Raw genomic sequence first — 22,298 nt, forward strand, 5'->3', positions numbered from 1 at the left:
AGTTTGGTAACATTTGTAACAATTCTATGCTTAACATTCATAATTTATCTATTTCATTTCAGGGTGAATATTTATTCGAAGAGATAACCTTTAAACTTGGTCAAGGAGACCGCGTAGGTTTAATTGGTAAAAATGGTGCCGGAAAATCTACCATGCTGAAAATTTTATCTAAAGATTTAGAACCAGATTCTGGTCAGATTTCTGCCGATAAAGATTTAAAAATAGGATTTTTAAGACAGGACATAGATTTTGTTTTAGGGCGAACCGTTTTAGAAGAAGCTTATCAGGCCTTTACAGAAATAAAGGAATTGGAAGCCAAAATGGAATATATAAACGAACAGTTTGTAAGCCGTACCGATTACGAGAGTGAAGCCTATCACCAATTAATGGTAGATTTAAACGATTTACAACACCAATACGAAATTATTGGAGGTTATAATTACCAAGGAAATACAGAACGTATATTACAAGGTTTAGGGTTTCAGCGTGAAGATTTCGATAAACTTACAGATACATTTTCTGGAGGTTGGAGAATGCGTATAGAACTCGCAAAATTACTACTTCAAAATAACGATATTTTATTACTCGATGAGCCTACAAACCACTTAGATATTGAATCTATTATCTGGTTAGAAGGATTCTTAAAAAATTATCCAGGAGCAGTCGCTATAGTATCACACGATAAGATGTTTTTAGATAACGTTACCAATAGAACCATAGAAATTTCATTAGGTCGTATTTACGATTACCCGAAAGCCTATTCTCAATTCTTAGTGTTAAGACAGGAAATTAGAGACCAGCAAATCGCATCTCAGAAAAATCAGCAAAAGCAAATCGAGCAAACCGAAAAGCTTATTGAGAAATTCCGTGCCAAAGCATCTAAAGCAACCATGGCACAATCGCTAATTAAAAAATTAGATAAGATTGATCGTATTGAAGTCGATGAAGATGATAACAGCGTCATGACCTTAAACTTCCCTGTTTCGGTGACACCTGGAAAAGTGGTTGTAGAGGCTAACGATATTGTTAAAGAATATGGCGATAAGAAAGTGCTTCAAGGTGTTAGTTTACATATTGAACGCGATAGTAAGACCGCTTTTGTTGGACAAAACGGACAAGGGAAATCGACACTTGCTAAAATTATAGTAGGTGAGTTAGAACACGAAGGCCACTTAAAACTAGGCCACAATGTACAAATCGGGTATTTCGCACAAAATCAAGCAGAATATTTAGATGGTAATAAAACTGTTCTAGATACCATGATTGATGCTGCTAATGAAAAGAACAGAAGTAAAGTTCGTGATATTTTAGGATCTTTTTTATTTAGAGGAGAAGAAGCCGATAAGTACGTACGAGTATTATCTGGAGGGGAAAGAAACCGTTTAGCATTAGCTAAGTTAATGTTGCAGCCTTTTAATGTCTTGGTAATGGATGAGCCTACCAACCACTTAGATATTAAATCTAAAAACGTGCTTAAAGACGCTTTAAAGCGTTTTGAAGGGACTTTACTTTTAGTCTCTCACGATCGTGATTTTCTTCAGAATTTAACAGATAAAGTAGTCGAGTTTAAAGACCATAAATTAAAGGAGTATTTAGGTGATGTCGATTTCTATTTAGAGGAGCGTAATGTTCAGAATCTAAGAGAAGTTGAAAAACGAAATGTAGTAAAAGAACAGCCAAAAGAAAAGAAAACAGCAAGCTACGAAGATCAGAAAAAACTTAAATCTTTAAATAATAAGTTGAGTAAGATTGAATCTCAAATCAATGAGTTGGAGCGTGATGTGAAAAAATCCGATTTAGAATTGGCTAATAATTATGATGAAGTTTCTGCAAAACCAGACTTTTTCGACATATATAATAAGAAGAAAAAGAAGTTAACCGCACTAATGTCATCATGGGAAGATGTGCAAATGGAAATCGAGGAATTTGAGTCTTAAAATCTAGTGCATTTCGTCGAATAATTTTGTCTTTAATCAGGAATTAAGTTAATATTGTTATTCTAATAGTACATAACCTACTTAACCTATGAAAGCAATTTTACTCTCAGTAATGTGCTTACTTGCTCCCCTTTTTGCCTCAGCGAGTATCCCATTAAACGAAAAAAAAGCACTTGTTAATTTATATTATGCCACCGATGGCGAACATTGGAATATTCCTTGGGATTTAAACAGCCCTGTAGAACACTGGCATGGTGTAACCATTAGTGATGACCATGTGGTAGCACTTAATCTCCCTAGCAATAATTTAAAAGGGGAATTGCCTGCAAGTATTAGTGAATTAAGATATTTAAAAGTACTCAATTTAGCATCAAATAGATTGGGTGGAACAATACCAAGGTCTATTGGTACTTTAAGAGATTTAACAAGTTTAGAGTTATTTTTAAATGAGTTTGTAGGATTTTTACCTGTTGAAATAGGAAACCTTGACCAACTTGAGTTTTTAAGTTTATATCACAATAAATTTAAAGGGAATATACCATCTACGTTTGTCAATTTAACTAAACTAGAAATCCTACAATTAGGAAGAAATCGTTTTTCAGGATACTTTCCAAAGCAATTATGTAACCTTAAAAACTTAGAACATTTAAGTTTACATGATAATGAGTTTGAAGGTGATTTACCTGTAGAATTAGGCGAATTAAGCAACTTAGAAGAACTTATTATTACTAATAATAAATTTACTGGATATTTGCCAACTAGTATAGGAGACTTAAACAAGCTTAATATTTTTATGGTAAATAAAAATAACTTTAACAAAGAGTATTACAGTTTCCAAGATCATATGCCTAAAGGCTATTTATCTTTAGAAACAGAACCTGCTACAGTTATTACCGATCACAATTAAGAGGTTTAAAACGTAAATGTATATATTGCACATATGTACGAACACTTTTTTACATGTCCGCATTGTTGGGAAACCATATCTATGTTATTAGATACAGGAGTTGCTAAGCAAAAATATATTGAAGATTGTGAAGTCTGTTGTAATCCTTTAGAGATTTATACCGTTTTTTTAGAAGGTGAACTATCAGATTTTCAAGTGAATATAATTTGATTTAAAAGTTTTTCAAAATAATGCTTGGTATATCAAAAAAGGGTCGTATATTTGCAGTCCGAAACAATTAGGTCAGTAGTTATGAACTGAGAGTTAAAAGCTAAGTTAGTTGTTTTAGGATTTATATCGCGGGATAGAGCAGTAGGTAGCTCGTCGGGCTCATAACCCGAAGGTCACTGGTTCGAGTCCAGTTCCCGCTACTAAGTTTACAAGGCTTCACAGAAATGTGAAGCCTTTTTTTATGTCTAATAATTTGAATACGTATCATAGATTTATGTCGCTATAATAAGGGAGAAGAGGGTTATTTGCTTATTTAAATAGAGCTAATTGTTATTCCTATCACCTTTTAATGCTATGTGCACCCTTATTTTAATTAAATTTGATTTTCTCTACAAAACATACAAATGCACAGAATTATCTTTTTAATTTTATTTATATACTGTAATGGAGGTTATTCCCAGACACCATCAGAGACTTTAATTGACAGCTTAAGCTTAACCCAGGATCCATTAAAAAAAATAGAACTATGTAAAACAATTGCTGATGAACTTACAGATAGTGATTGGGAGAAGGCGATTATATACTTAGATTTTGCTGAAGAAGAAGCTCAGGATACAAAACATTCACAACTTAATTTAGCATCTGTTTATGTCGCAAAAGGAGAACTTTATGCCTCTAAAGATTTACTAGATATAGCTCTAGATTATTTTCTGAAAGCTCAAGAAATTTATAAAGCTAAAAATAATGAAGTTGAAGTTGTTAAAATTGAACATTATTTGGCTCTAATCTATGCACAATTTAATAATAAGGAAAAGGCACTTCATTACTTTTTTAAATTATATGATTATCAAGTAAAAAATAATGATTCTATTAAGATAGTTAAGATTTTAAATAATATTGGAACGTTATATATAAAGGAGGATTTAGATTCTGCATTGTATTACTTTAATAAAGGAAAACAAATTGTTAGAACGTTAGACAATCATGACTTATTAGGGTACATTACAACTAATTTAGGACGAGTTTATAGCTTAAAAGGAGATACAATTCAGGCTAATACGTATTTTTCTAAAAGCATCAAGTTAACGCAAAATACTTCCAATAAGAAGTTTAAACTATTTGCATTTGGCGCTTATTCCAAATATAGTCTGCAAGAAAAACAGTATGATAGCACCATATATTACGCTAATAAAGCACTTGATTTAAATTCGGATAACGCATACAGTTTTAGTAATCAGAATACCACAAATATTTTGTCTAAGGCCTATGAAGGTAAAGGAGATTATAAAACGGCTGTACACTATTTTAAACGCTACGACCAAATCAGGGATAGTTTAAATGTAGAAGAAAAGGCTGTTAATTTAGAGCGTATAAAATTAGATCAGGACTATAAAATTCGTTCTAAAATAAGTGCCTTAACGGAAGAAAAGAAACGGTTTAAACTTTACATTGCAGGTTTAATACTTCTGCTAGGTACATTAGTATTAGGAATGTTGTTAATTAGGTATAGAAATAGAAATATTAAAAGTCTGTTAGTACAAGAACAGCTTAAAATTAAACATCAGGATTTACACCAAGATTTAGATTTAAAAAATAGAGAGCTTATTGGCAAAGCCATGACAGAAATCCATCGCAAAGAAATCTATAAAAATATCTTAACCGATTTAAAAGCAGTTAAATTAAAGGCTGTTAAAAAGGAAACCCAGCAAGCCATAGATGTCATTTTGCAAAAGCTTCAAAAAGATATGGATTCTGATATTTGGAAAGAATTCGAATTGAGTTTCGAACAAGTTCATAAATCTTTTTTTGAAAATTTAGCTTTACATCACCCCACTTTAACCCCTAAAGATCGCAGACTTTGTGCGCTTCTGTTTATGGATTTAACTACTAAAGAAATTTCTCAAATAACAGGACAATCTTTTAAAACGGTCGAGAATTCACGTACCAGACTTCGTAAAAAATTGGAGTTAACTAATGAAAAAGTAAACCTTTCCACCTACCTGAATAGTCTATCAGTAAATTAAATATAACTTTTTTTAAATTTATATTCATCTGTTAATCAGTATTTTAATTGTCATAAATGTGGTTATGTAGTGGTAGTGTTTAATTGTGTAAGTGTTTTTGTAATACTTCATTTCTTTTCGAATATTGGCTTGCATCATAAATTAGTCTAAAATGTAAATCAACCATACCATGAATCGTAACGAAAAAACAATTAAAGTTCAGAATTTGGAATTAATTTTGAAGGATACCTTTTTAAATAATAAAGTAATATTAAGCATAAGGGAAAAGATAGGTTCAATATTATGTTTAGCCTTTGCTTTAACATTATTTAATTGTGGATCAAGTACAACAGCAACAACTCAGAATACCACAGCAACCACCACCACTACAACTGTAGAAGCTAAAGACAAAGATATTAGCGATAATTTAGATTTAGAAGCTGTTGCTTCTGTGTTTGGTGAGTCTAAAGATTTAGAAGATTTCGAAAAAAGATTAAACAATCCCGAGACTAAAATCTCTAATTTAGATTTAAACGAAGACGGTAAAGTAGATTACTTAAGAGTTGTAAGTTCTGATCAGGGTGATGACAAAGTAGTAACAATTCAATCTGTTTTGGCTAAAGATAAATTTCAAGATGTAGCGACTATAGATGTTAAGAAAGAAAATACGAGTGTTCAGGTCATTGGGAATTCTAGTATCTATGGACCAAACTACTATATTTATCCTGTATATGGAGTAAATCCATTAATAATGGATTGGTTTTGGGGACCGTATTATTCGCCTTGGATTTCTCCTTTTTATTGGGGGTATTACCCACCGTATTTCCGTCCATGGGGGCCTTTCTCTCCATTTGCATATCATAATAATATAATTATACATGTGAATACTAAAAATGTGTATCATCATACTAATTTTGACCATCATCATGGTAATATGAATAATAATCATAATAAAAATGATCATTTTTCAAATTCTGCCAAACAAACATTTCAACAACGAAATCCTGGAAATTATAATAAACATAGCTTAGATTTAAACCGTGGAGGTACGTTTACAAGATCTAATTTTGGAGGTGGATTTCATGGAGGTGGAGGTTTTAGGAGATAATGACCTTAATGTAAACATGACTTTATTTCTATTTTAAAGTATGTAATAACTCCTTTAATTTTTAAAATTGAATTTAATCCTAAGACCAAGTATTTATCTTGTCCATTTAAATTCTTTTTTTAAAAGCATCTTTTTAATCTATCTTTGATATGTTAAGGAAAACTTAAAATATGAGTAGCTTTAAGTACGATAATTCAAAAAATAAAATATTTTTATTGACAAATATTTTTTTAATTAATTGATTATTAGGTTCTTTAGTGGGAAATGTTTTTTGTGTTTCAAAAGAAATGCATGTTTTTTATACGTGTTAATCAATAACTATCAACCAATAACTAATTATGAAACTAACGCTATTAAGAGTAATCGTGTTATCTGTATTTTGTCTTGTAACGTCAAATTCTTTTGCTCAGGACGCAACTAAATCAACTAAAAAAGAAACCAAAGAGGCTAAGAAAGCAGCTAAAAAAGCGAAGAAGGAAGCTCCGCCAGAAAAAGGAACCATATACTTTTCGCCAGTACCAGTTATTGGTGCTAATCCTGCCTTTGGATTTATATACGGGGCAGGTGCCTCTGTGAGTGGTTTTTAGGGTGAACCTGAAACGACAAAAATTTCTAATGCCCTATTAGGTGTTGCATTTACCACTAAAAGTCAAACTATAATCACATTAAAATCTACTATTTATGGAGAAGATAATAATTTTATCGCATTAGGAGATATTAGATATTTACAATCGTCTCAACCCACTTGGGGATTGGGAACGGGGCCACAAACGTCTAAACTGGCTTCAAATGATTTTGGTTTCGATGATGGTTCTATAGAAGGAAATTCTGAAGCAGATATGCTAGAATTCAATTTCTTCCGTTTTTATCAAACTTATCTAAAGAAAGTGAGTGATAAAGGCTTTTATGTTGGTTTGGGATTACGCCTAGATTTCTTTAGTAAATTTGAAGACCAACTATTAGACCTAGACGCCGAAACTCCAGTGATTACGCCATTCTACGCTTACAACGAGCATTACGGATTTGATCAAGATAAAAGTTCGTTAGTCGGACTATCTTTAAATGGAGTGTTAGACACTAGAGATAATGTAAACAATCCGTATAAAGGACGTTATGCTATGGCTACATTTACAGTAAATCCAGAATTTTTAGGGAGCGACCAAAGTTCAACTCAATTGTGGTTAGAGTATCGCGATTATATTAATATTAAGGAAACCAATAACGATATCATTGCAATTTGGTCTTATGCTAATCTTACAACTTCGGGAGATTTACCTTATATGAATTTACCTGCAATTGGGTGGGACCAATATTCTAAATCTGGAGAGCCGTATTCTCAAGGTCGTTTCCGTGGTCAGAATCTGTTATACTTAGGTGCAGAATACAGAAAACATCTTTATGGTTCTAAGAAAAACGACAGATTGCTAGGTATGGTGGTTTACGGTAACCTAACAACTGCAAGTGCAAAACAAAGTGACATTGGCTTATTAGAATATATAGAACCAGGTTATGGTTTGGGCTTACGTGTAAACATTAGTAAAAAAGCAAGAACAAATATTGGGATTGATTACGGATGGGGAAGTTATGGTTCTAAAGGGCTGTTTTTACGTCTAAACGAAAATTTCTAATACAATAATTATAACTAACCAATACTAATTATGAAAAATTATTTAAGTCTTTTAACGGGAGTTGCTGTATTATTTGCAGTATCGTGTTCCGATAAAAAAGAGACTCTACCTACAGAAACATCTACTAATCAAACGACAAGCGGAGCTGTATTACCTTTCCCAGCTACGCCTATGGCTAGTGTGACTACGGCGAATATGAAGGACGCAAAAATGAAATGGCCGGACGAACCACAACGCTTGCCTAAAGATGCACCAAATGTTTTATTAGTACTTTTAGACGATGTAGGCTTCGGTATTTCTGAAACTATGGGAGGTGAAATTCATACTCCAAACTTCGATAGAATTGCTAAAGAAGGATTGTTATACAATACCTTTCATACCACGTCTATTTGTTCGCCAACACGTGCGGCATTACTTACGGGGAGAAATCATACTCGCGTAAGTTCTGGAACCATTGCCGAGCGTGCCGTGGCTTTCGATGGTTACACCGGAATTATTCCTAAAACAGCTGCAACCATTCCGGAAATTTTAAAAGAATACGGGTATCATACATCGGCTTTCGGAAAATGGCACAACACGCCAGCTACAGAAACAACCATGATGGGACCTAAAAATCACTGGCCAAATGCTTATGGTTTCGAACATTTTTATGGTTTTTTAGGTGGAGAAACCTCTCAATGGGAACCGCGTTTAACACTTAATTACGACCATATAGAACCGCCTCACGACGAGGATTATCATTTAACCGAAGACTTAGCAAAACAAGCTTTGAATTGGATAGATAATAGTCGTGCATTTTCTCCAGACAAACCCTTTTTTATGTACTGGGCTCCTGGAGGGGTTCATGGGCCACAGCACGTTGCTAGCGAATGGGCAGATAAATACAAAGGTAAATTTGACGAAGGTTGGGACGCCTACAGAGAACGTGTTTTTAAACGTCAGCTTGAGATGGGAATTATTCCAGAAGGCACAACATTAACGCCTCGTGATAGTACTTTAAACGGATGGGCAGATATTCCAGAAGACCAGCGTGCATTTCAAATTAGGTTAATGGAAGTTTTTGCAGGTTTTGTAGAACATACAGATACACAGGTGGGTAAAATACTTGACGGATTAGAAGACCGTGGTTTAAAAGAGAATACCATTGTTATTTATATTTTCGGAGATAATGGTTCTAGTGCCGAAGGACAGAATGGTTCCATTTCAGAATTATTGGCTCAAAACAATATTCCTAATACCGTGGAGCAACAAATTGCTGCCCTAGAAAAAGTAGGTGGTATCGACGCTTTAGGTTCTCCTCATACAGATAATATGTATCATGCAGGATGGGCATGGGCAGGAAGCACACCTTTTAAAGGAACAAAATTAATGGGAAGCTATTTTGGAGGGACACGGAACCCCATGGCTATCTCTTGGCCAAAAGGTATTAAGCACGACGGTGCAATACGCACGCAGTTTCATCACGTTATAGATATTGCACCTACTCTATATACTATTTTAGGGATTCCTCACCCTGAAGAGGTACATGGCTATAAGCAACAAAAAATGGATGGGATTAGTTTAGCATATACTTTTAATGATGCAACGGCGAATGGACAAAAGGAAGAACAGTTTTTCGATAATAATGCCAGCCGAGCAATTTATAAAGACGGATGGATGGCCTCTACTTTTGGTCCGCTAATTCCTTGGAATACGCCTGCTTCGGTAAGCCGTATTAAGAATTGGGACATGGATAATGATGTTTGGGAGTTATATAAACTAGACGACGATTTTTCTCAAGCTCATGATTTAGCAAAAGAAAATCCTGAAAAATTAGAAGCTCTTAAAAAAGACTTTTTAGCCTTAGCAGAAGATAATAAAGATTTTCCAATAGGTGCAGGAAACTGGTTGCGTACACATCCAAAAGATATTCGTAAACCACCCTACAAAGAATGGAATTTTAGCCAAACCACACAGCGTATGCCTGAATTTAATGCTCCAGGTATTGGTAGAGAAAACAATACGGTAACTGTAGATTTGGAAATAGGAAACAAAGCTAATGGTGTGCTGTATTGTGTTGGTGGTGCTGGTGGAGGTATTACCCTTTATATGGAAAATGGTATCTTAAAATATGAGTATAATATGTTGCTTATTGAAAATTATTCAGGGCAAAGTGCTCAGCCACTTGCTAAGGGTAAACATAAACTAGTGATTAATACCCAAGTGAAAGGTCCGGCACAAGCAGGAACAGTCAATATTAGTGTAGATGGGAATAAGGTTATAAATGTGTCCTTAAACCGTACCGTACCATTGGCATTTACTGCTACCGAAACGTTCGATGTTGGCGTAGATTTAGGCTCGCCAGTTTCTTACGATTATTATAAAAAGCGTCCATTTAAATTTGATGGGATTATTGAAAATGTCCACGTTAAATTAAATTAAGATTGAAACAGTAAAAAAGATGTGTCTCTGGATACATCTTTTTATATTTTATATAAACAACTGATTACATGAGATTTAAAACACTAAAACTAGTCGTTTTTACCATAGTGTTTAGCAGTATAAATAAAGGGTTTTCTCAAGCTGAAACACCCACCACCTTTTTTATGCCTCCTAAAGATTTAATGGCTGTTAACATTCAGTATTTAAACTTAGAATCTAATTTATCACCATCGCAGGATGTGGTGTTGGCTAGTGGTACTATTAATGTAAATGCGTTTATAGTGCCATTTTTATATTCGTTTAATATCGACGGTCGTATTGCTCAAGTTTTAGTAACACCTACCTACGGAAGTATGACAGGTACTGCAGATATTTCGAGATTATCAGAAGGGCTTCCTGAAGACATTCCTAATGAATTTGAATTTATCAATAAATCAGGTTTAATGGACTCTAGTGTGTGGTTACGAGTAGGATTACTAAATGCTCCCGCTTTGGGTTTAGCCGATTTTAGTCAGTATAACGCTAAATTTCAAATGTATGCCCTTGTTGGGTTTACTGCTCCTACGGGGGAATATAATCAAGGTCGGCGTGTTAATTTAGGAGCCAATCGTTGGGCATTCCGTTTAGGTTTACCTATGGTTTTAGCTTTAAATGAAAACAAAAAAGCATCAGCTCATTGGGAAATAAACCCCAATTTATATCTGTATACTAATAATAACAATCCTTTTGCGGGAGAAACGAAAAGGCAAACGCCGTTGTTTGTATTAAATCAGCATGTGTCTAAATATTTTATACCAAAATTATGGGGTTCAGTAGATTTAGGCTACCAATATGGTGGGGTTTCTCAAATAGACGATTTACCAAAAGGTGAAAGAATCAATCAGTTGGCAGGAGGTATTTCTCTAGGATATAGTGTTACTAGCGCTATTAAAATACAGAGTAGTTATGGTCGTATTTGGTTTAATGAAAGTAACGGACATATGTTCCGCTTTTTGGCAACCATGACCATTCCATCTAAATCCGACCGCGAGATGCTTGCAAAAATGAAACAAAATAAATAACTCATAAACTAAAAATTAAACTTACGCTATTATGAAATCAAAACATATATTATGTCTCGTGTTAATGGTTTTGGGAGGTGCCGTTACAGCACAGCAAATTTTACCATTCCCACCCACGCCATCGGCTTCGAAACCGGGGTTAACCATGGAAACCTCAACTTATAAGAAAAGACCTGAAGCAAAGCATTTACCTGCCGATGCGCCAAATATCTTAATCATTTTAATGGATGATATTGGTCCTGGAACAGCATCGACGTATGGCGGAGAAATTAATGCCCCAACGTTAAGTCGTGTGGCAAATCTTGGAGTATCGTATAATCGTTTTCATTCTACAGCCATGTGTTCGCCAACACGAGCATCTTTGCTTACAGGAAGAAATCATACAGGAGTAGGAAACGGGCAAATCGCAGCATTAGCAAACGATTTTGATGGTTTTAGCGGGGTTATTCCTAAAACTGCAGCCACTATGGCCGAAGTTTTAAAAGCTTATGGATATAACACCGCTGCGTTCGGAAAATGGCACAATACACCAGAAGACCAAATTACTAATAAAGGACCATTCGATTTTTGGCCAACAGGATATGGTTTCGAAGAATTTTACGGTTTTTTAGCCGGAGAAGCATCGCAATACGAACCTACTTTAGTACATAATACAACTTACGTTACAGAGGAACGTGAAGAAGGATATCATTTATCTGAAGACTTAGCGAATAAAACCATTAAGTGGTTACAGGAGCAAAAAACATATGCTCCAGAGAAGCCGTTTTTTGTGTATTGGGCACCAGGAGCAGCACATGGGCCTCACCAAGTTCCTCAAGAATGGGCAGATAAATACAAAGGAAAATTTGATGATGGATGGGATGCGTATCGCGAACGCGTTTTTAATCGTCAGAAGAAATTAGGATGGATTCCGCAGAACACAAAATTAACGCCACGCGACGAAACCATGGCATCGTGGGCATCTATTCCTGAATCTGAAAAACCATTTCAAAGACGATTAATGGAAGTTTGGGCTGGATTTGCAGAGCATGCAGATTATCATGCTGGTCGTGTAATTGATCAAATTGAAGCCATGGGAGAATTAGATAATACTTTGGTCTTTTATATTTGGGGAGATAACGGGTCGTCTTCAGAAGGATTACATGGTACAATTTCAGAACAATTAGCTCAGAATGCCATTCCAACAAAGATTTCAGAACATATAGAAGCTTTAAATGAACTTGGAGGTTTAGACGTTTTAGGAACTAATAAAACAGACAATATGTTTCATGCAGGTTGGGCATGGGCAGGTTCAACACCATATAAAGGAACAAAATTAGTTGGTGGATATTTTGGAGGTACACGTCAGCCAATGGCCGTGTCGTGGCCAAAAACCATTAAACATGATAAAACACCAAGACCACAGTTTCATCACGTTATTGATATTGTGCCAACAGTTTACGACATATTAGATATTGCTGAACCAGAAGTTGTAAACGGTTTTGAACAAGTCGATATGGATGGGGTGAGTATGGTATATTCATTACATGATGCTACCGTAAAAGGAACTCATAAAACACAGTTTTTCGATATTATGGCTAGCCGTGGTATTTATAGTGACGGCTGGATGGCGAGTACTATGGGATTAAGAAAACCATGGGTAGGTGGTATTCCTAAAGGCGCTAAAACTTGGAATCCTATGAATGATACTTGGGAGCTATATAATTTAAATGAAGATTGGAGTCAGTCTACCGATTTATCAAAGGAAAATCCGGAGAAGTTAGAGGAAATGAAAATGCTTTTTATCTCTGAATCTACAAAATATAAAAATTTACCCGTTGGAGGTGGATTGTGGGCTACAGCTATCTTTCATCCAGAAGATGCGCCTGCTTCAGCTTTAACAGAATGGACTTTCGATGCTCCATTAACGCGTATGCCTGAATCTGCTGCTCCTAAACTTGGTAAAATGAGTAGTTTAGTAACTATGGAGTTAGATGTGCCAAAAGAAGCCAATGGCGTATTATATGCCTTAGCGGGATTTAGCGGAGGCGTTACATGCTATGTCATGGATGGTTATTTACATTACGAATTCAATTTATTTGAAATCGAAAGAACAAAAATAAAGTCAGAATCTAAACTTCCGGAGGGTAAAGCAACCATAGTTGTGGAGTCTAAATTGGTAGACCGCATTGGAGGTGCTATGGATGTAACACTTAAAGTTAATGGCAAACAAGTTGCTAAAAAACGCGTACCAAGAGCCATGTCTTTACACTTTACTTCTAACGCTACCTTTGATATTGGAACGGACTTAGATTCGCCAGTAGCTCTGGAATATTTTGATAAAGCACCGTTTGCATATAACGGAACCATAGGAAAAACCGTTATTAAATATACTGACGTTAAAAAATAAACAGAGGATTACGTTTTATAATATTTTTAAAAAGCCCTTATCTAAATTTAATTAGATAAGGGCTTTGTTTTTTAAGGTTTAATTAAAACTTAGGATAGGAAAATAATTCGTTTCAGAACACACTCAGCCTTTTCTAATATGTTTCGCTATAAGCTTCGTTTTTGAAAAAGAGCTTACCTATACAAGACTTGAACACAATACAAATTTTAGCTTTTCATTTTATTTCCATTCATCTATTTAATGTTGTAGCGCCTTTATTTGTACATCTTTACTGAGGCATACTTTCAATAACAAAAAAGCCATCATTCCCTTTAGCTTGATATAAAGGCATAAAGATAAATGCATCCCAAGTGCTATAAATTTCTGAACCATTTAAGGTTGCTAAATGTTGTCCTTTATGAATCTGCTGAAAATTCTCAAAGCCAGCCTGCATCTTAAAATCGTCTTTAGGGTTTAGTCCGAAGCGATGAATAATTTTAAATGTGCGTTGCTTGTCGGTGCTTTTAACTGTGGCCTCAATAGCTGGAGGAATAGGCTTTAAATCATTTACTTGTAAATTGCACGCTTTTTCAAGTAGCATCCAAATCATGCCTTCGTGATAGATTTTACTAGTTTCACTGTCGTGTTGACCAGCCTCTAAGGTAAAACCTGTAATCCCTTCTTTACTAAAATAACCATCAATAGTACCTTCTACAATATCCGAAAAGCCTTTGATAATATGAAGCGGAAAGTGTTGTGCCCACTTTAAATTTTGTCCTACATCTTGAACAGACATATATGGCAAACTATCAGATGAGGTAGTGTGGCAATCCATAAAATAATGATTAGTATATTCGGTTTCACAGAGTCCGTCTATAACTTTTATAAGCTGATACATTTCTTGTTTCTCACTCGTATCAGAAATATTATATTTTAAATTTTTTTCTGTCCATGTCCTATTAAGATCTTCGTCTATAAATCTAACTCCGCGTTTTAAAGCATTTGTATTGGCTAGAATACCCACAAACATACCCTTAATTACAGGTTTTTCATTCTGTAATTTTTTAAATACAGCTTCTAGAGCTTGTACTCCGCTAGGTTCATTTCCGTGTACGCCTGCCGTTACAATAAGTAATGGCCCTTTTTTATGACTTGTATATTTTCCTATAATTCTATTGTTTTCCATAATTACTTCATTGAATTAAAATAAATTCTAATTATTCTGTATTACTACAGACTTAGTCCATGGTGGCAAGAACTTTATTGGAAATATTATTTTTATAAAGTTTTTTATATTCAACTTTACGTTCAATCGCTTCAATAACGGTAGTGGTAAAGGCTGGTAGTCCAATTTCTTCGCAATGATCTAATCCGCCAGGACTCAAAACATTTATTTCTATAAGCTTATCATCAACTATATCTAAGCCCACAAAAAATAATCCATCTTTAATTAATTTAGGCGCAGTGACTTCTACAATATGTTGCATTTTCTTGGTATACTTTGCTTTTTTAGCTGTGGCACCTAATGACAAATTACTTCTAAACTCATCTTTATCTTTGTTAAGACGACGGATTACAGCTTTTTCTCCATCTTCTTCTAAAACCTTTCCATTCATAAGTATAACACGAACATCTCCTTTAGATACTTCTGGCAAAAATTCTTGAGCGATAACGTAACCTTGACTGATTAGAGTTTCGAAAATCTGATGTATATTTTTCTTATCTTCTCCAATAAGATAAACATTCTGTCCGCCTGACCCTTCTAAAGGTTTTAAAACCATCTGTTTTCCTACAGATTCCCAAAATTGAAGCAAATCGTTTATATCTCGAGTTATTAAACTGTTGGGTTTAATTTCGGATGGTAATTCTTCAAAATACAGTTTATCTATATAGGCATGCGACATGGCAAATGCATCGTTTAGAACCAATACATCTTCTTGCTGAATCATTCGAGCAAAAGCAATAGCGCTATGTTCTGCCCATCTTCGGTCGTCTGTTTCTTCTGTTGGATTATTTCTTAAAAATAATACGTCTAGGTCTTTACTGGTAATTACCGTTTTTTTATTGGTGTCTTCCTGTACTTGAGTCCAAAACTCTTCAACAGTTTTATACTTTAAATTTTTTCTAACTTGAGTACATCGTAGACTCATTGGAGCGTCTTGTTTAAATATAAAATCGCCAACACCCATAACATATAAGGCATGTCCTCTCTCGTACGCTTTTTTCATAATAACAACCGAAGTCCCAATGGCTTCAGTTTCTATAGCACTAATAACAAAACAAATTTTCATAATTATATCATTTTAGAGATGGGCAAGCCCTTCTTGAGTTTATCTATTTTAAGGTTGAAATCTTCATTGTTTAAATATCTAGGGGTTATTTTAGGAGGTAAAACGAGACCACGATCTCGAAGATCCTGAATTAAATCGATGTGATGTAATGCAAATTTTCCACTTAGCAGAGGCACTAATTCGCCACCTTCCTTTAGGAAATTACGCAGACGCACTAAGCCTTCTAAATAAATAATATCTTTAAGAAAGCCACCGCCTTGAAACATTCTTGAGGTGATATTAAAGGCACGCTCTTTTGTAAAATCGTATTGCGAGTACAGTTTGAAAAACATCTCGTGAAATTCGGCTCCGTTTATTAAGGCTGCACCAGCCACTACACGCCCGGCTAAAATCCGTAAACGGTTACCAGACAATCCGCCGGATAAATACTCACTTAACACAGCTATTCCTTCCTGTAAGGCATCGTAATTAGCAAGGCCGGAAGCCATTTGCGTTAACGGCTGTTGCGTTCCGTTGTAATAGGTGAGGGCATGAGTCCCGATTTCGTGTTGAATAAGTGCTTTAGCATCGTTTTTACTCATGGTGTAATCTGAAGGCAAATACAATTCCCCTTTAGATACCATCATGATATTTACATCGTCTCGAATATGAATTTTAGAATTAAAATGGGAGTCTTGCTCTTTAAAATAATCAAACTCCTGTTTTGCTAAATCTCCAAATTCGGACGTATCTATTACCGCACGTTGACCTTCCTCATGATTTTCGGGTATATTCTGAAGGATTAATTCGGCTTCTGCAATCAAAGCTTTATCCAATCCATTATATAAGCGAATACTGCTGTAAAAAAAGTTTTTTGCGCCACGTTCTTTAAGCATGGTAAGTTCTTGATCTATTTCTGCTCGTTTTTCATCAAATAAAAATGAAATTGCAGGATCGTCTATTTCATCGATACGTAAATCATATAATTTTCGTTTTAAAATATCTGGATCTACAGGGAGTAGTCGGTAATGATACCGGTCTAATGTTTTAAAATGAGAATCGAAGAACTGTTGACGTAGCACTTGGATATTAACTGGCGCCACCAATAATAAAAATTGGTAACTATTTTCTATCTCGGTAAGCTGTTTATCTATTTTAAATACTTCTTCATGAATAGAACGTTTCCCTAGCGCATGATAATTGGTAAGACTAGAAGTGGTTTGTACTCTTACGAATTCGAATACAGCACGTTGTATGGCTTTAATAAATTGTTCTTGAAAATCTCTAAAGTATAACGGATACACGTGTCCTTGTTCGTCACGAAATACAGGGGGTACTTCAAGACCTATAAGTGTGGCTCCGCGTTGTTTAATATGAGAAATCTCGAGTAACGGCTTTTCGCTTACAATTTGGCGCGTTTTTGTTTGCTCGACACATACATCTAAATTTACGTTATACTGTCTGGATTTAATTTTAAGTAATTCATCCTTTAAAACCTGTAATGACACCGGTAATTTATGCGATGGTCCTCTTACTTTAAACGTTTGGCTTCCCGCTGCTCCCGAAAATATTTCCAGTAAGATAAACGAGCCAAAATTATCCGACATTAATGTCGTTAGATCTTCTATAAAGGTTTTATAGTACTGAAAAGATTCTGTGCCCACAACAAGGTAAGATGCTCCTGCTCGTATTAATCTATCGGTACCAGAATCGTTTTCTTTTTTCCGATAGATAAGTAATGAGGGTACATCGTGTTCCAAAAATAAAAAGCCACCGTAGGGTAATCTCGTGACGGTTTTTGCACCACATTCTAATTTTGGAATGAGTTGTTTTACTGTTGGCATGCTATCTGGAGACACCTCTGTGTTGGCCATAATATTGTGTTCTAATATTTAATTCTACATTTTAAATTTTACTCATTAAAATATGCTGCTTCCCATGCTACCTTAAGTTTATATTTAAGATTGTTGCTATGCCTTAAACACTTGCTTGGATTATACTTAAATGAGCTCGACTAAATTACGGTCTATACATATCCCACTTTAGCCTAAAGCGAACATTTATTGACTCTAAAGATTGAAGTGTTCTAAACTTTGTAAAACCTTAAGGAGTAGTATTATAATCGATTACGATAAATAAACTTGAATTTGCAATCGTGATTTATGCTGATTAATTTTAAATTCAGAGACTAGAACTAAACTGAAATTTAGGAGTATGATTATATTAAAATTCATCTTAATTAATACCGTAGCTGTAGCGCTTATGACTGGGTTTTCGTATATGGTCTCGCTTGCTTTTAATACCAATTTTAGCGAACCCAAGCGCTTAAAACAATTGGCAAATCGTGCTCGTATTATAAGGAAATCTGATTTTGGAATATGGATGGGATGGTGTTTGCACTTCGCTATTGGCTTGGTATTTTTGTCAGGCTATTTTCTCATTAGAAACATTGTTCCTATCGGTTCTGAATTGTTATATGCTTTAATATTTGGATTTTTAGCAGGCCTACTTGGAGCAATAGGTTGGAAACTTATGTTTGCTTTACACGACAATCCACCACAATTTCCTAAATTCACATTTTACGTTCAGCTTATCGGGGCTCATATTGTATTTAGTGTCACGTTAGCTGGGATGTTATTGTTTGTGTAAGTGAAATATTTCTATGAAAAATTTTGGTTTAAGCGTGTGTCAACTAACAGAAAAATTACAATAAAAGTAAAACTAGCCTGATTATCTTAAAAGACATTCTGCATATCACTAGACGAACAAAACAATATAATTGTAAATTTCTAAGTGAAATAAAAAAGATAATTAGTCAATTCCCCATACATTCCGAGACAAGCTTTATTTCTTGAAAATACTTTGTTAAAAATATCTTCAATACAACGTAAAAGCTTCCGTTTTCCATTTCACTTTATTGCTAATTATTCGAGTTTATGAATAGTTTATTGTTCCTATAGAGTTTTAACCGAGTTTATTTTAAAATATAACCCTAATACGAAAACATCAATTGATTGTTATTGATTTTTGTTTGGGTTCACAAGTTTGCTGAAATATAGAGAGACTTTTATAAACAAAAGCTAAATAACACTATAGCTCTATATATAAATTACAGCGAAATGAAACGATACAACAATTCATTGATATTAAAAAATTTAGTTGAAATAAATATTAAAACAGTTGCCGAGAGGTAAATTTAATTTTGTGTAAGTTATTGGCTTTAAGATAGTATTGGCAATGTTTAAGTATTAAAGCAGTATACTGTTAATGAACAATTAAAATAACAGTCATGGGAATAATTAAAGATAGAAAGAAATTCAAAAGAACAGAAGAACAGAGTCATCCTACAAATCCAACTGCTAATGTTAATCAACAAACCAACAAGTTTGATATTGATCAACCAACAATTAAAAAACAAAAAAATAAAAAATAATATAAGATGAAAAATGATTCAGTATTACAGTCAGGCCATACAGATGTTATTAGACAAAAAAAACTCAAAAATGTCCTTAGGAAAAGTTTTATTAATCATTATTATATAAATATAAACGTATTAGGTACTGCAGTAACCCTTTTAGGAAAAACAATCTCTTTGTGCCAAAAAGAGGAAGTAGAACGCATTGCATGGGAAACACCTAGTATATGGCATGTAAATAATAAACTTGAACTTAATTTTTAAAGTGATAAAATGAAGACCACAACAGTAAATCTTAATAAAGGAAAATCGAGTAGCGGAATAAAAGAAAATTTAAAAAGGAGTAAAAACCATAGAAACGCAGCAGCACACTTGTTGACAGCAGCTAAATACCACTTTGAAGCCGCAATACATCATGAAAAAGGAAATTATGAAAAGGCGGAAATAAGTACAATTGCTGCCCATAATCAGGTAACTCTTTCTAATGAAACACAAAAACTAAGCAAGCAACATGCAATAATTGGAAGTTCAGTGTCAGACTAAATTAAAGGTATCTGAATTTCAGGGATGCCGTAATTTTTAAAATATACAGAAAATGAAATCACAAAATGACCTTAATAGTAAAATTCGCTTGACAACTATAAAAATTCAAGAGGGACATCCTGAATTAATCACATATATAAATGAAATTCCAAGTATCACTCTTCGTAAAACCTCAGGTAAAGTAAATAACAAATCTTTAAAAGAATATTTAGACTCGTTAAAAGAAATATTAAAAAAATATTCCAAAAACACTAAAACTCAATCTAATGAAAATAAATAATAATTTAGGTATCTGGATGAATCACTCAGTTGTTAATTTAATTGATTTAAATTTAAAAAGTAAATACCGTTCTATCTTATCACAATTTAATACAGGAGCCATGGAAGAAACATTAAATAAGTTGGGAAGTTTTATGCATATCAAAAGACAACAAATGCAAGAAAAAATTTATGACAAAATTTTGAAATATAAAAATGTAGTGTTATTTAATCCAACAAATGCAAACGCAGAACTATATAATTTCATGAACAAAGATTTACATTTTAAGAGTGTTAAAATTGATATGGTGTCATCAGATAACATCCCGGCTAATAAACAGGTAGCTTTTGTGAAAAAACATTTTGAAAATAAATAATTTTTAAAAAGTAGAAAGCTAATATAAAAGAAGATGTTTATATTAAACATTTTCTTTTATAGTTTATACGTATAAACACTACAGCAAATCGAGAGGTGTATTTTGTATTTAATGGTAAAAACTTTACAGTTTCGGATTTAGGTTTTTAAAGGTAATCTCGTTCAGTTTAGTATCTTGTTAAAATAGGTTAAAAAGGTTAAAACTGTTTTAAAATGTATTCTACAGACTAATAAAGGTGTTGATTTGTTTTCTATAAATCGAAAATAAAAATCATGAAAAAATTATTACTTGTTGCTGCAATAGCAGTATTTGGATTAGCGAATGTTAATGCACAAGACATTCAGTTTGGGGTAAAAGGAGGACTTAACTTCGCATCTATTTACGGAGATCACTCTAGCGATTATGATGAAGTAACGTCTTTTAATCTTGGGGTTATGGCTGAAATTCCTGTAAACGAAAAATTTTCATTTCAACCAGAGCTACTTTATTCTGGGCAAGGTTATAGCCTTGATAGTGATTCTGATAAAATGGTAGAGCTATATTATTTAAATGTACCGCTAATGGGGAAATATTATGTCACTAAAGGCTTGAGTTTAGAAGCAGGACCTCAGATTGGTTTTTTACTTTCAGCTAAAGATGACAAATCAAGCGCAACAGATTATTTTAATACGGTAGATTTTGGTGTTAATTTTGGCTTAGGTTATAAATTGGATAACGGACTTAATTTTGGAGCACGCTATAATTTAGGGTTAACAGATATTAATAACGTAGATGGTTTTTCAGACAAGAACAGAAATGGCGTCTTACAAGTTTCTGTAGGATACTTTTTCTTTTAGAACCTTATAATATTTTGAAATAACAAACACATACTTACGTTTTAAGTGCAATCAAAAAGCCCTAATCTAAATTTAATTAGATTAGGGCTTTTTTTTTTGCAGACTTAAATTAAATCTGCTATTCTTCGTATTTAAAAAAGATAGGTAGGGCATAAGATACTTTAACCGGCTTACCTCGCTGACTACCAGGAGTCATTTTAGGAAGTAAACGTATTATGCGTTCAGCTTCATGTTTTAACGCTTCATCAGGACCACGTGATCGAATTCCTGTGATTTGTCCATCAGAATCTATAAAAAACATTATTGAAACACGTCCCTGAATACCTAAATCTAATGCAGATTGTGGGTATCTAAAATTATTAGCAATATGTTCATTTAACTTATCTTGAAAACATTTTTTATTTTCGCTTTTCGATAAATTTTCACAACCAGGAAATACCGGTATGTTTTCAATAAGAGCAAAGGGTACTTCCACTTCTTCCTCTACTTCTTCCACTTGTACAGCCTCAATTTCAATAGATGGTTGTTGAGCCTCTATAGCCATAGCTTGATTAGATTCTGTGCTTTCTATTACCGTTTCAATTATTTCTTCAGTATTTTCTGCAATTAAAATAGATTCAGATACCACTTCTGCTACAGGTGGAGGTGCAACTTCTGGCAACTTTACTATCGGAATATCCTCTTCATATTCCGTTTCAATATTTAAAATTTCTATGGCAATATCATCTTTATCGAAACTTTTATACTCTAAAGATTGCCAGGTAAAGAATAGCATTAAATTAAGCCCAATAGCAAAATATATACTGCTATTTCTCCCGATGTCTAAATTGGGATTTTTTTTAGCTTTCATGATTATGTATTTAAATTAACTATCTGATTTTAATATATTTAAGGTGCTAATTTTAATTGCAAAATAAAATGATATTTGTCATTTTTTTACGCAATTTCGGCCTTGA

21 protein-coding genes and 1 tRNA gene are annotated in these 22,298 nt (G+C 33.9%); 18 read left to right on the forward strand and 4 right to left on the reverse strand.

The annotated features are described in order from the left end of the window. Window positions 1–26 precede the first annotated feature (26 nt). From BN863_RS02250 to BN863_RS02295, 11 genes are all read left to right on the forward strand, one after another. Window positions 27–1,937: an ABC-F family ATP-binding cassette domain-containing protein gene (locus BN863_RS02250; protein ID WP_038526973.1), complete on the forward strand. Its 1,911-nt coding sequence runs from the start codon at window positions 27–29 to the stop codon at window positions 1,935–1,937. A gap of 88 nt (window positions 1,938–2,025) precedes the next feature. After that, a complete protein-coding gene (locus tag BN863_RS02255) occupies window positions 2,026–2,844 on the forward strand; it encodes a leucine-rich repeat domain-containing protein (protein ID WP_038526976.1) in 819 nt (272 codons plus the stop codon). A gap of 33 nt (window positions 2,845–2,877) precedes the next feature. Continuing rightward, a complete protein-coding gene (locus tag BN863_RS02260; protein WP_038526979.1) occupies window positions 2,878–3,054 on the forward strand; it encodes a CPXCG motif-containing cysteine-rich protein in 177 nt (58 codons plus the stop codon). Window positions 3,055–3,181: 127 nt separating this feature from the next. Beyond that, a tRNA-Met gene (locus BN863_RS02265) sits at window positions 3,182–3,254 on the forward strand. 204 nt (window positions 3,255–3,458) lie between these two features. After that, window positions 3,459–5,078 carry a tetratricopeptide repeat protein gene (locus BN863_RS02270; protein WP_038526981.1) on the forward strand — a complete coding sequence of 540 codons (1,620 nt, stop codon included), beginning with the start codon at window positions 3,459–3,461 and terminating at the stop codon, window positions 5,076–5,078. A 169-nt stretch (window positions 5,079–5,247) separates the two neighbouring features. After that, window positions 5,248–6,165 (forward strand): hypothetical protein, encoded by a 918-nt coding sequence (locus tag BN863_RS02275; protein WP_051774442.1) that lies wholly within the window; start codon window positions 5,248–5,250, stop codon window positions 6,163–6,165. Between the two features lie 338 nt (window positions 6,166–6,503). Beyond that, a complete protein-coding gene (locus BN863_RS18660) occupies window positions 6,504–6,752 on the forward strand; it encodes a hypothetical protein (protein WP_197539165.1) in 249 nt (82 codons plus the stop codon). A gap of 165 nt (window positions 6,753–6,917) precedes the next feature. Beyond that, complete coding sequence (locus tag BN863_RS02280) at window positions 6,918–7,793, forward strand: BamA/TamA family outer membrane protein (RefSeq protein ID WP_197539166.1); 876 nt, start codon at window positions 6,918–6,920, stop codon at window positions 7,791–7,793. Between the two features lie 30 nt (window positions 7,794–7,823). Then, window positions 7,824–10,214 (forward strand): arylsulfatase, encoded by a 2,391-nt coding sequence (locus BN863_RS02285; RefSeq protein WP_038526984.1) that lies wholly within the window; start codon window positions 7,824–7,826, stop codon window positions 10,212–10,214. 68 nt (window positions 10,215–10,282) lie between these two features. Next, window positions 10,283–11,275 carry a transporter gene (locus BN863_RS02290; RefSeq protein ID WP_038526987.1) on the forward strand — a complete coding sequence of 331 codons (993 nt, stop codon included), beginning with the start codon at window positions 10,283–10,285 and terminating at the stop codon, window positions 11,273–11,275. Window positions 11,276–11,306: 31 nt separating this feature from the next. Beyond that, complete coding sequence (locus BN863_RS02295) at window positions 11,307–13,664, forward strand: arylsulfatase (RefSeq protein WP_038526990.1); 2,358 nt, start codon at window positions 11,307–11,309, stop codon at window positions 13,662–13,664. Window positions 13,665–13,932: 268 nt separating this feature from the next. Here BN863_RS02295 and BN863_RS02300 read toward each other — a convergent pair whose 3' ends face one another. From BN863_RS02300 to BN863_RS02310, 3 genes are read right to left on the reverse strand one after another with little or no spacing between them, the layout of a single operon-like run. Further along, window positions 13,933–14,829 (reverse strand): M14 family metallopeptidase, encoded by an 897-nt coding sequence (locus BN863_RS02300; protein WP_038526992.1) that lies wholly within the window; start codon window positions 14,827–14,829, stop codon window positions 13,933–13,935. Window positions 14,830–14,881: 52 nt separating this feature from the next. Beyond that, window positions 14,882–15,934 (reverse strand): ATP-grasp domain-containing protein, encoded by a 1,053-nt coding sequence (locus tag BN863_RS02305; protein WP_038526995.1) that lies wholly within the window; start codon window positions 15,932–15,934, stop codon window positions 14,882–14,884. Between the two features lie 2 nt (window positions 15,935–15,936). Then, on the reverse strand, window positions 15,937–17,787 hold the full coding sequence (locus BN863_RS02310; protein WP_051774444.1) for a flavohemoglobin expression-modulating QEGLA motif protein: 1,851 nt from the start codon (window positions 17,785–17,787) through the stop codon (window positions 15,937–15,939). A 340-nt stretch (window positions 17,788–18,127) separates the two neighbouring features. Here BN863_RS02310 and BN863_RS02315 point away from each other — a divergent pair, with 340 nt between their 5' ends. From BN863_RS02315 to BN863_RS02340, 7 genes are all read left to right on the forward strand, one after another. Next, on the forward strand, window positions 18,128–18,562 hold the full coding sequence (locus BN863_RS02315; RefSeq protein WP_038526998.1) for a hypothetical protein: 435 nt from the start codon (window positions 18,128–18,130) through the stop codon (window positions 18,560–18,562). A gap of 640 nt (window positions 18,563–19,202) precedes the next feature. Then, window positions 19,203–19,346: a hypothetical protein gene (locus BN863_RS18585; RefSeq protein WP_169740916.1), complete on the forward strand. Its 144-nt coding sequence runs from the start codon at window positions 19,203–19,205 to the stop codon at window positions 19,344–19,346. 6 nt (window positions 19,347–19,352) lie between these two features. After that, entirely contained in the window at window positions 19,353–19,592 is a 240-nt protein-coding gene (locus BN863_RS02320; RefSeq protein WP_038527001.1) for a BON domain-containing protein, read from the forward strand. Between the two features lie 9 nt (window positions 19,593–19,601). Beyond that, window positions 19,602–19,871 carry a hypothetical protein gene (locus BN863_RS02325; RefSeq protein ID WP_038527006.1) on the forward strand — a complete coding sequence of 90 codons (270 nt, stop codon included), beginning with the start codon at window positions 19,602–19,604 and terminating at the stop codon, window positions 19,869–19,871. Window positions 19,872–19,923: 52 nt separating this feature from the next. After that, window positions 19,924–20,151: a hypothetical protein gene (locus BN863_RS02330; RefSeq protein WP_038527008.1), complete on the forward strand. Its 228-nt coding sequence runs from the start codon at window positions 19,924–19,926 to the stop codon at window positions 20,149–20,151. Next, entirely contained in the window at window positions 20,138–20,506 is a 369-nt protein-coding gene (locus BN863_RS02335; RefSeq protein WP_038527011.1) for a hypothetical protein, read from the forward strand. The genes BN863_RS02330 and BN863_RS02335 overlap by 14 nt, the downstream gene beginning before the upstream one ends. Before the next feature lie 272 nt (window positions 20,507–20,778). Continuing rightward, window positions 20,779–21,342, forward strand: a complete 564-nt coding sequence (locus tag BN863_RS02340; protein ID WP_038527014.1) for a porin family protein — start codon at window positions 20,779–20,781, stop codon at window positions 21,340–21,342. A 118-nt stretch (window positions 21,343–21,460) separates the two neighbouring features. Here the strand turns inward: BN863_RS02340 and BN863_RS02345 are convergent, their stop codons facing one another. Next, a complete protein-coding gene (locus BN863_RS02345) occupies window positions 21,461–22,192 on the reverse strand; it encodes an energy transducer TonB (protein ID WP_038527017.1) in 732 nt (243 codons plus the stop codon). Window positions 22,193–22,298 lie beyond the last annotated feature (106 nt).

The organism is Formosa agariphila KMM 3901 (genome assembly GCF_000723205.1).
In the GTDB taxonomy this organism is placed as follows: Bacteria; Bacteroidota; Bacteroidia; order Flavobacteriales; family Flavobacteriaceae; genus Formosa; species Formosa agariphila.

What these genes read in the sequence shown, in the direction of transcription:
- BN863_RS02295 (WP_038526990.1), top strand. Translation starts at nt 11,307, where the DNA reads ATGAAATCAAAACATATATTATGTCTCGTGTTAATGGTTTTGGGAGGT.
- BN863_RS02255 (WP_038526976.1), top strand. Translation starts at nt 2,026, where the DNA reads ATGAAAGCAATTTTACTCTCAGTAATGTGCTTACTTGCTCCCCTTTTT.
- BN863_RS02340 (WP_038527014.1), top strand. Translation starts at nt 20,779, where the DNA reads ATGAAAAAATTATTACTTGTTGCTGCAATAGCAGTATTTGGATTAGCG.
- BN863_RS02345 (WP_038527017.1), bottom strand. Translation starts at nt 22,192, where the DNA reads ATGAAAGCTAAAAAAAATCCCAATTTAGACATCGGGAGAAATAGCAGT.
- BN863_RS02275 (WP_051774442.1), top strand. Translation starts at nt 5,248, where the DNA reads ATGAATCGTAACGAAAAAACAATTAAAGTTCAGAATTTGGAATTAATT.
- BN863_RS02310 (WP_051774444.1), bottom strand. Translation starts at nt 17,787, where the DNA reads ATGGCCAACACAGAGGTGTCTCCAGATAGCATGCCAACAGTAAAACAA.
- BN863_RS02320 (WP_038527001.1), top strand. Translation starts at nt 19,353, where the DNA reads ATGAAAAATGATTCAGTATTACAGTCAGGCCATACAGATGTTATTAGA.
- BN863_RS02260 (WP_038526979.1), top strand. Translation starts at nt 2,878, where the DNA reads ATGTACGAACACTTTTTTACATGTCCGCATTGTTGGGAAACCATATCT.
- BN863_RS02325 (WP_038527006.1), top strand. Translation starts at nt 19,602, where the DNA reads ATGAAGACCACAACAGTAAATCTTAATAAAGGAAAATCGAGTAGCGGA.
- BN863_RS02285 (WP_038526984.1), top strand. Translation starts at nt 7,824, where the DNA reads ATGAAAAATTATTTAAGTCTTTTAACGGGAGTTGCTGTATTATTTGCA.
- BN863_RS02270 (WP_038526981.1), top strand. Translation starts at nt 3,459, where the DNA reads ATGCACAGAATTATCTTTTTAATTTTATTTATATACTGTAATGGAGGT.
- BN863_RS18585 (WP_169740916.1), top strand. Translation starts at nt 19,203, where the DNA reads ATGGGAATAATTAAAGATAGAAAGAAATTCAAAAGAACAGAAGAACAG.
- BN863_RS02330 (WP_038527008.1), top strand. Translation starts at nt 19,924, where the DNA reads ATGAAATCACAAAATGACCTTAATAGTAAAATTCGCTTGACAACTATA.
- BN863_RS02335 (WP_038527011.1), top strand. Translation starts at nt 20,138, where the DNA reads ATGAAAATAAATAATAATTTAGGTATCTGGATGAATCACTCAGTTGTT.
- BN863_RS02300 (WP_038526992.1), bottom strand. Translation starts at nt 14,829, where the DNA reads ATGGAAAACAATAGAATTATAGGAAAATATACAAGTCATAAAAAAGGG.
- BN863_RS02290 (WP_038526987.1), top strand. Translation starts at nt 10,283, where the DNA reads ATGAGATTTAAAACACTAAAACTAGTCGTTTTTACCATAGTGTTTAGC.
- BN863_RS02315 (WP_038526998.1), top strand. Translation starts at nt 18,128, where the DNA reads ATGATTATATTAAAATTCATCTTAATTAATACCGTAGCTGTAGCGCTT.
- BN863_RS18660 (WP_197539165.1), top strand. Translation starts at nt 6,504, where the DNA reads ATGAAACTAACGCTATTAAGAGTAATCGTGTTATCTGTATTTTGTCTT.
- BN863_RS02305 (WP_038526995.1), bottom strand. Translation starts at nt 15,934, where the DNA reads ATGAAAATTTGTTTTGTTATTAGTGCTATAGAAACTGAAGCCATTGGG.
- BN863_RS02250 (WP_038526973.1), top strand. Translation starts at nt 27, where the DNA reads ATGCTTAACATTCATAATTTATCTATTTCATTTCAGGGTGAATATTTA.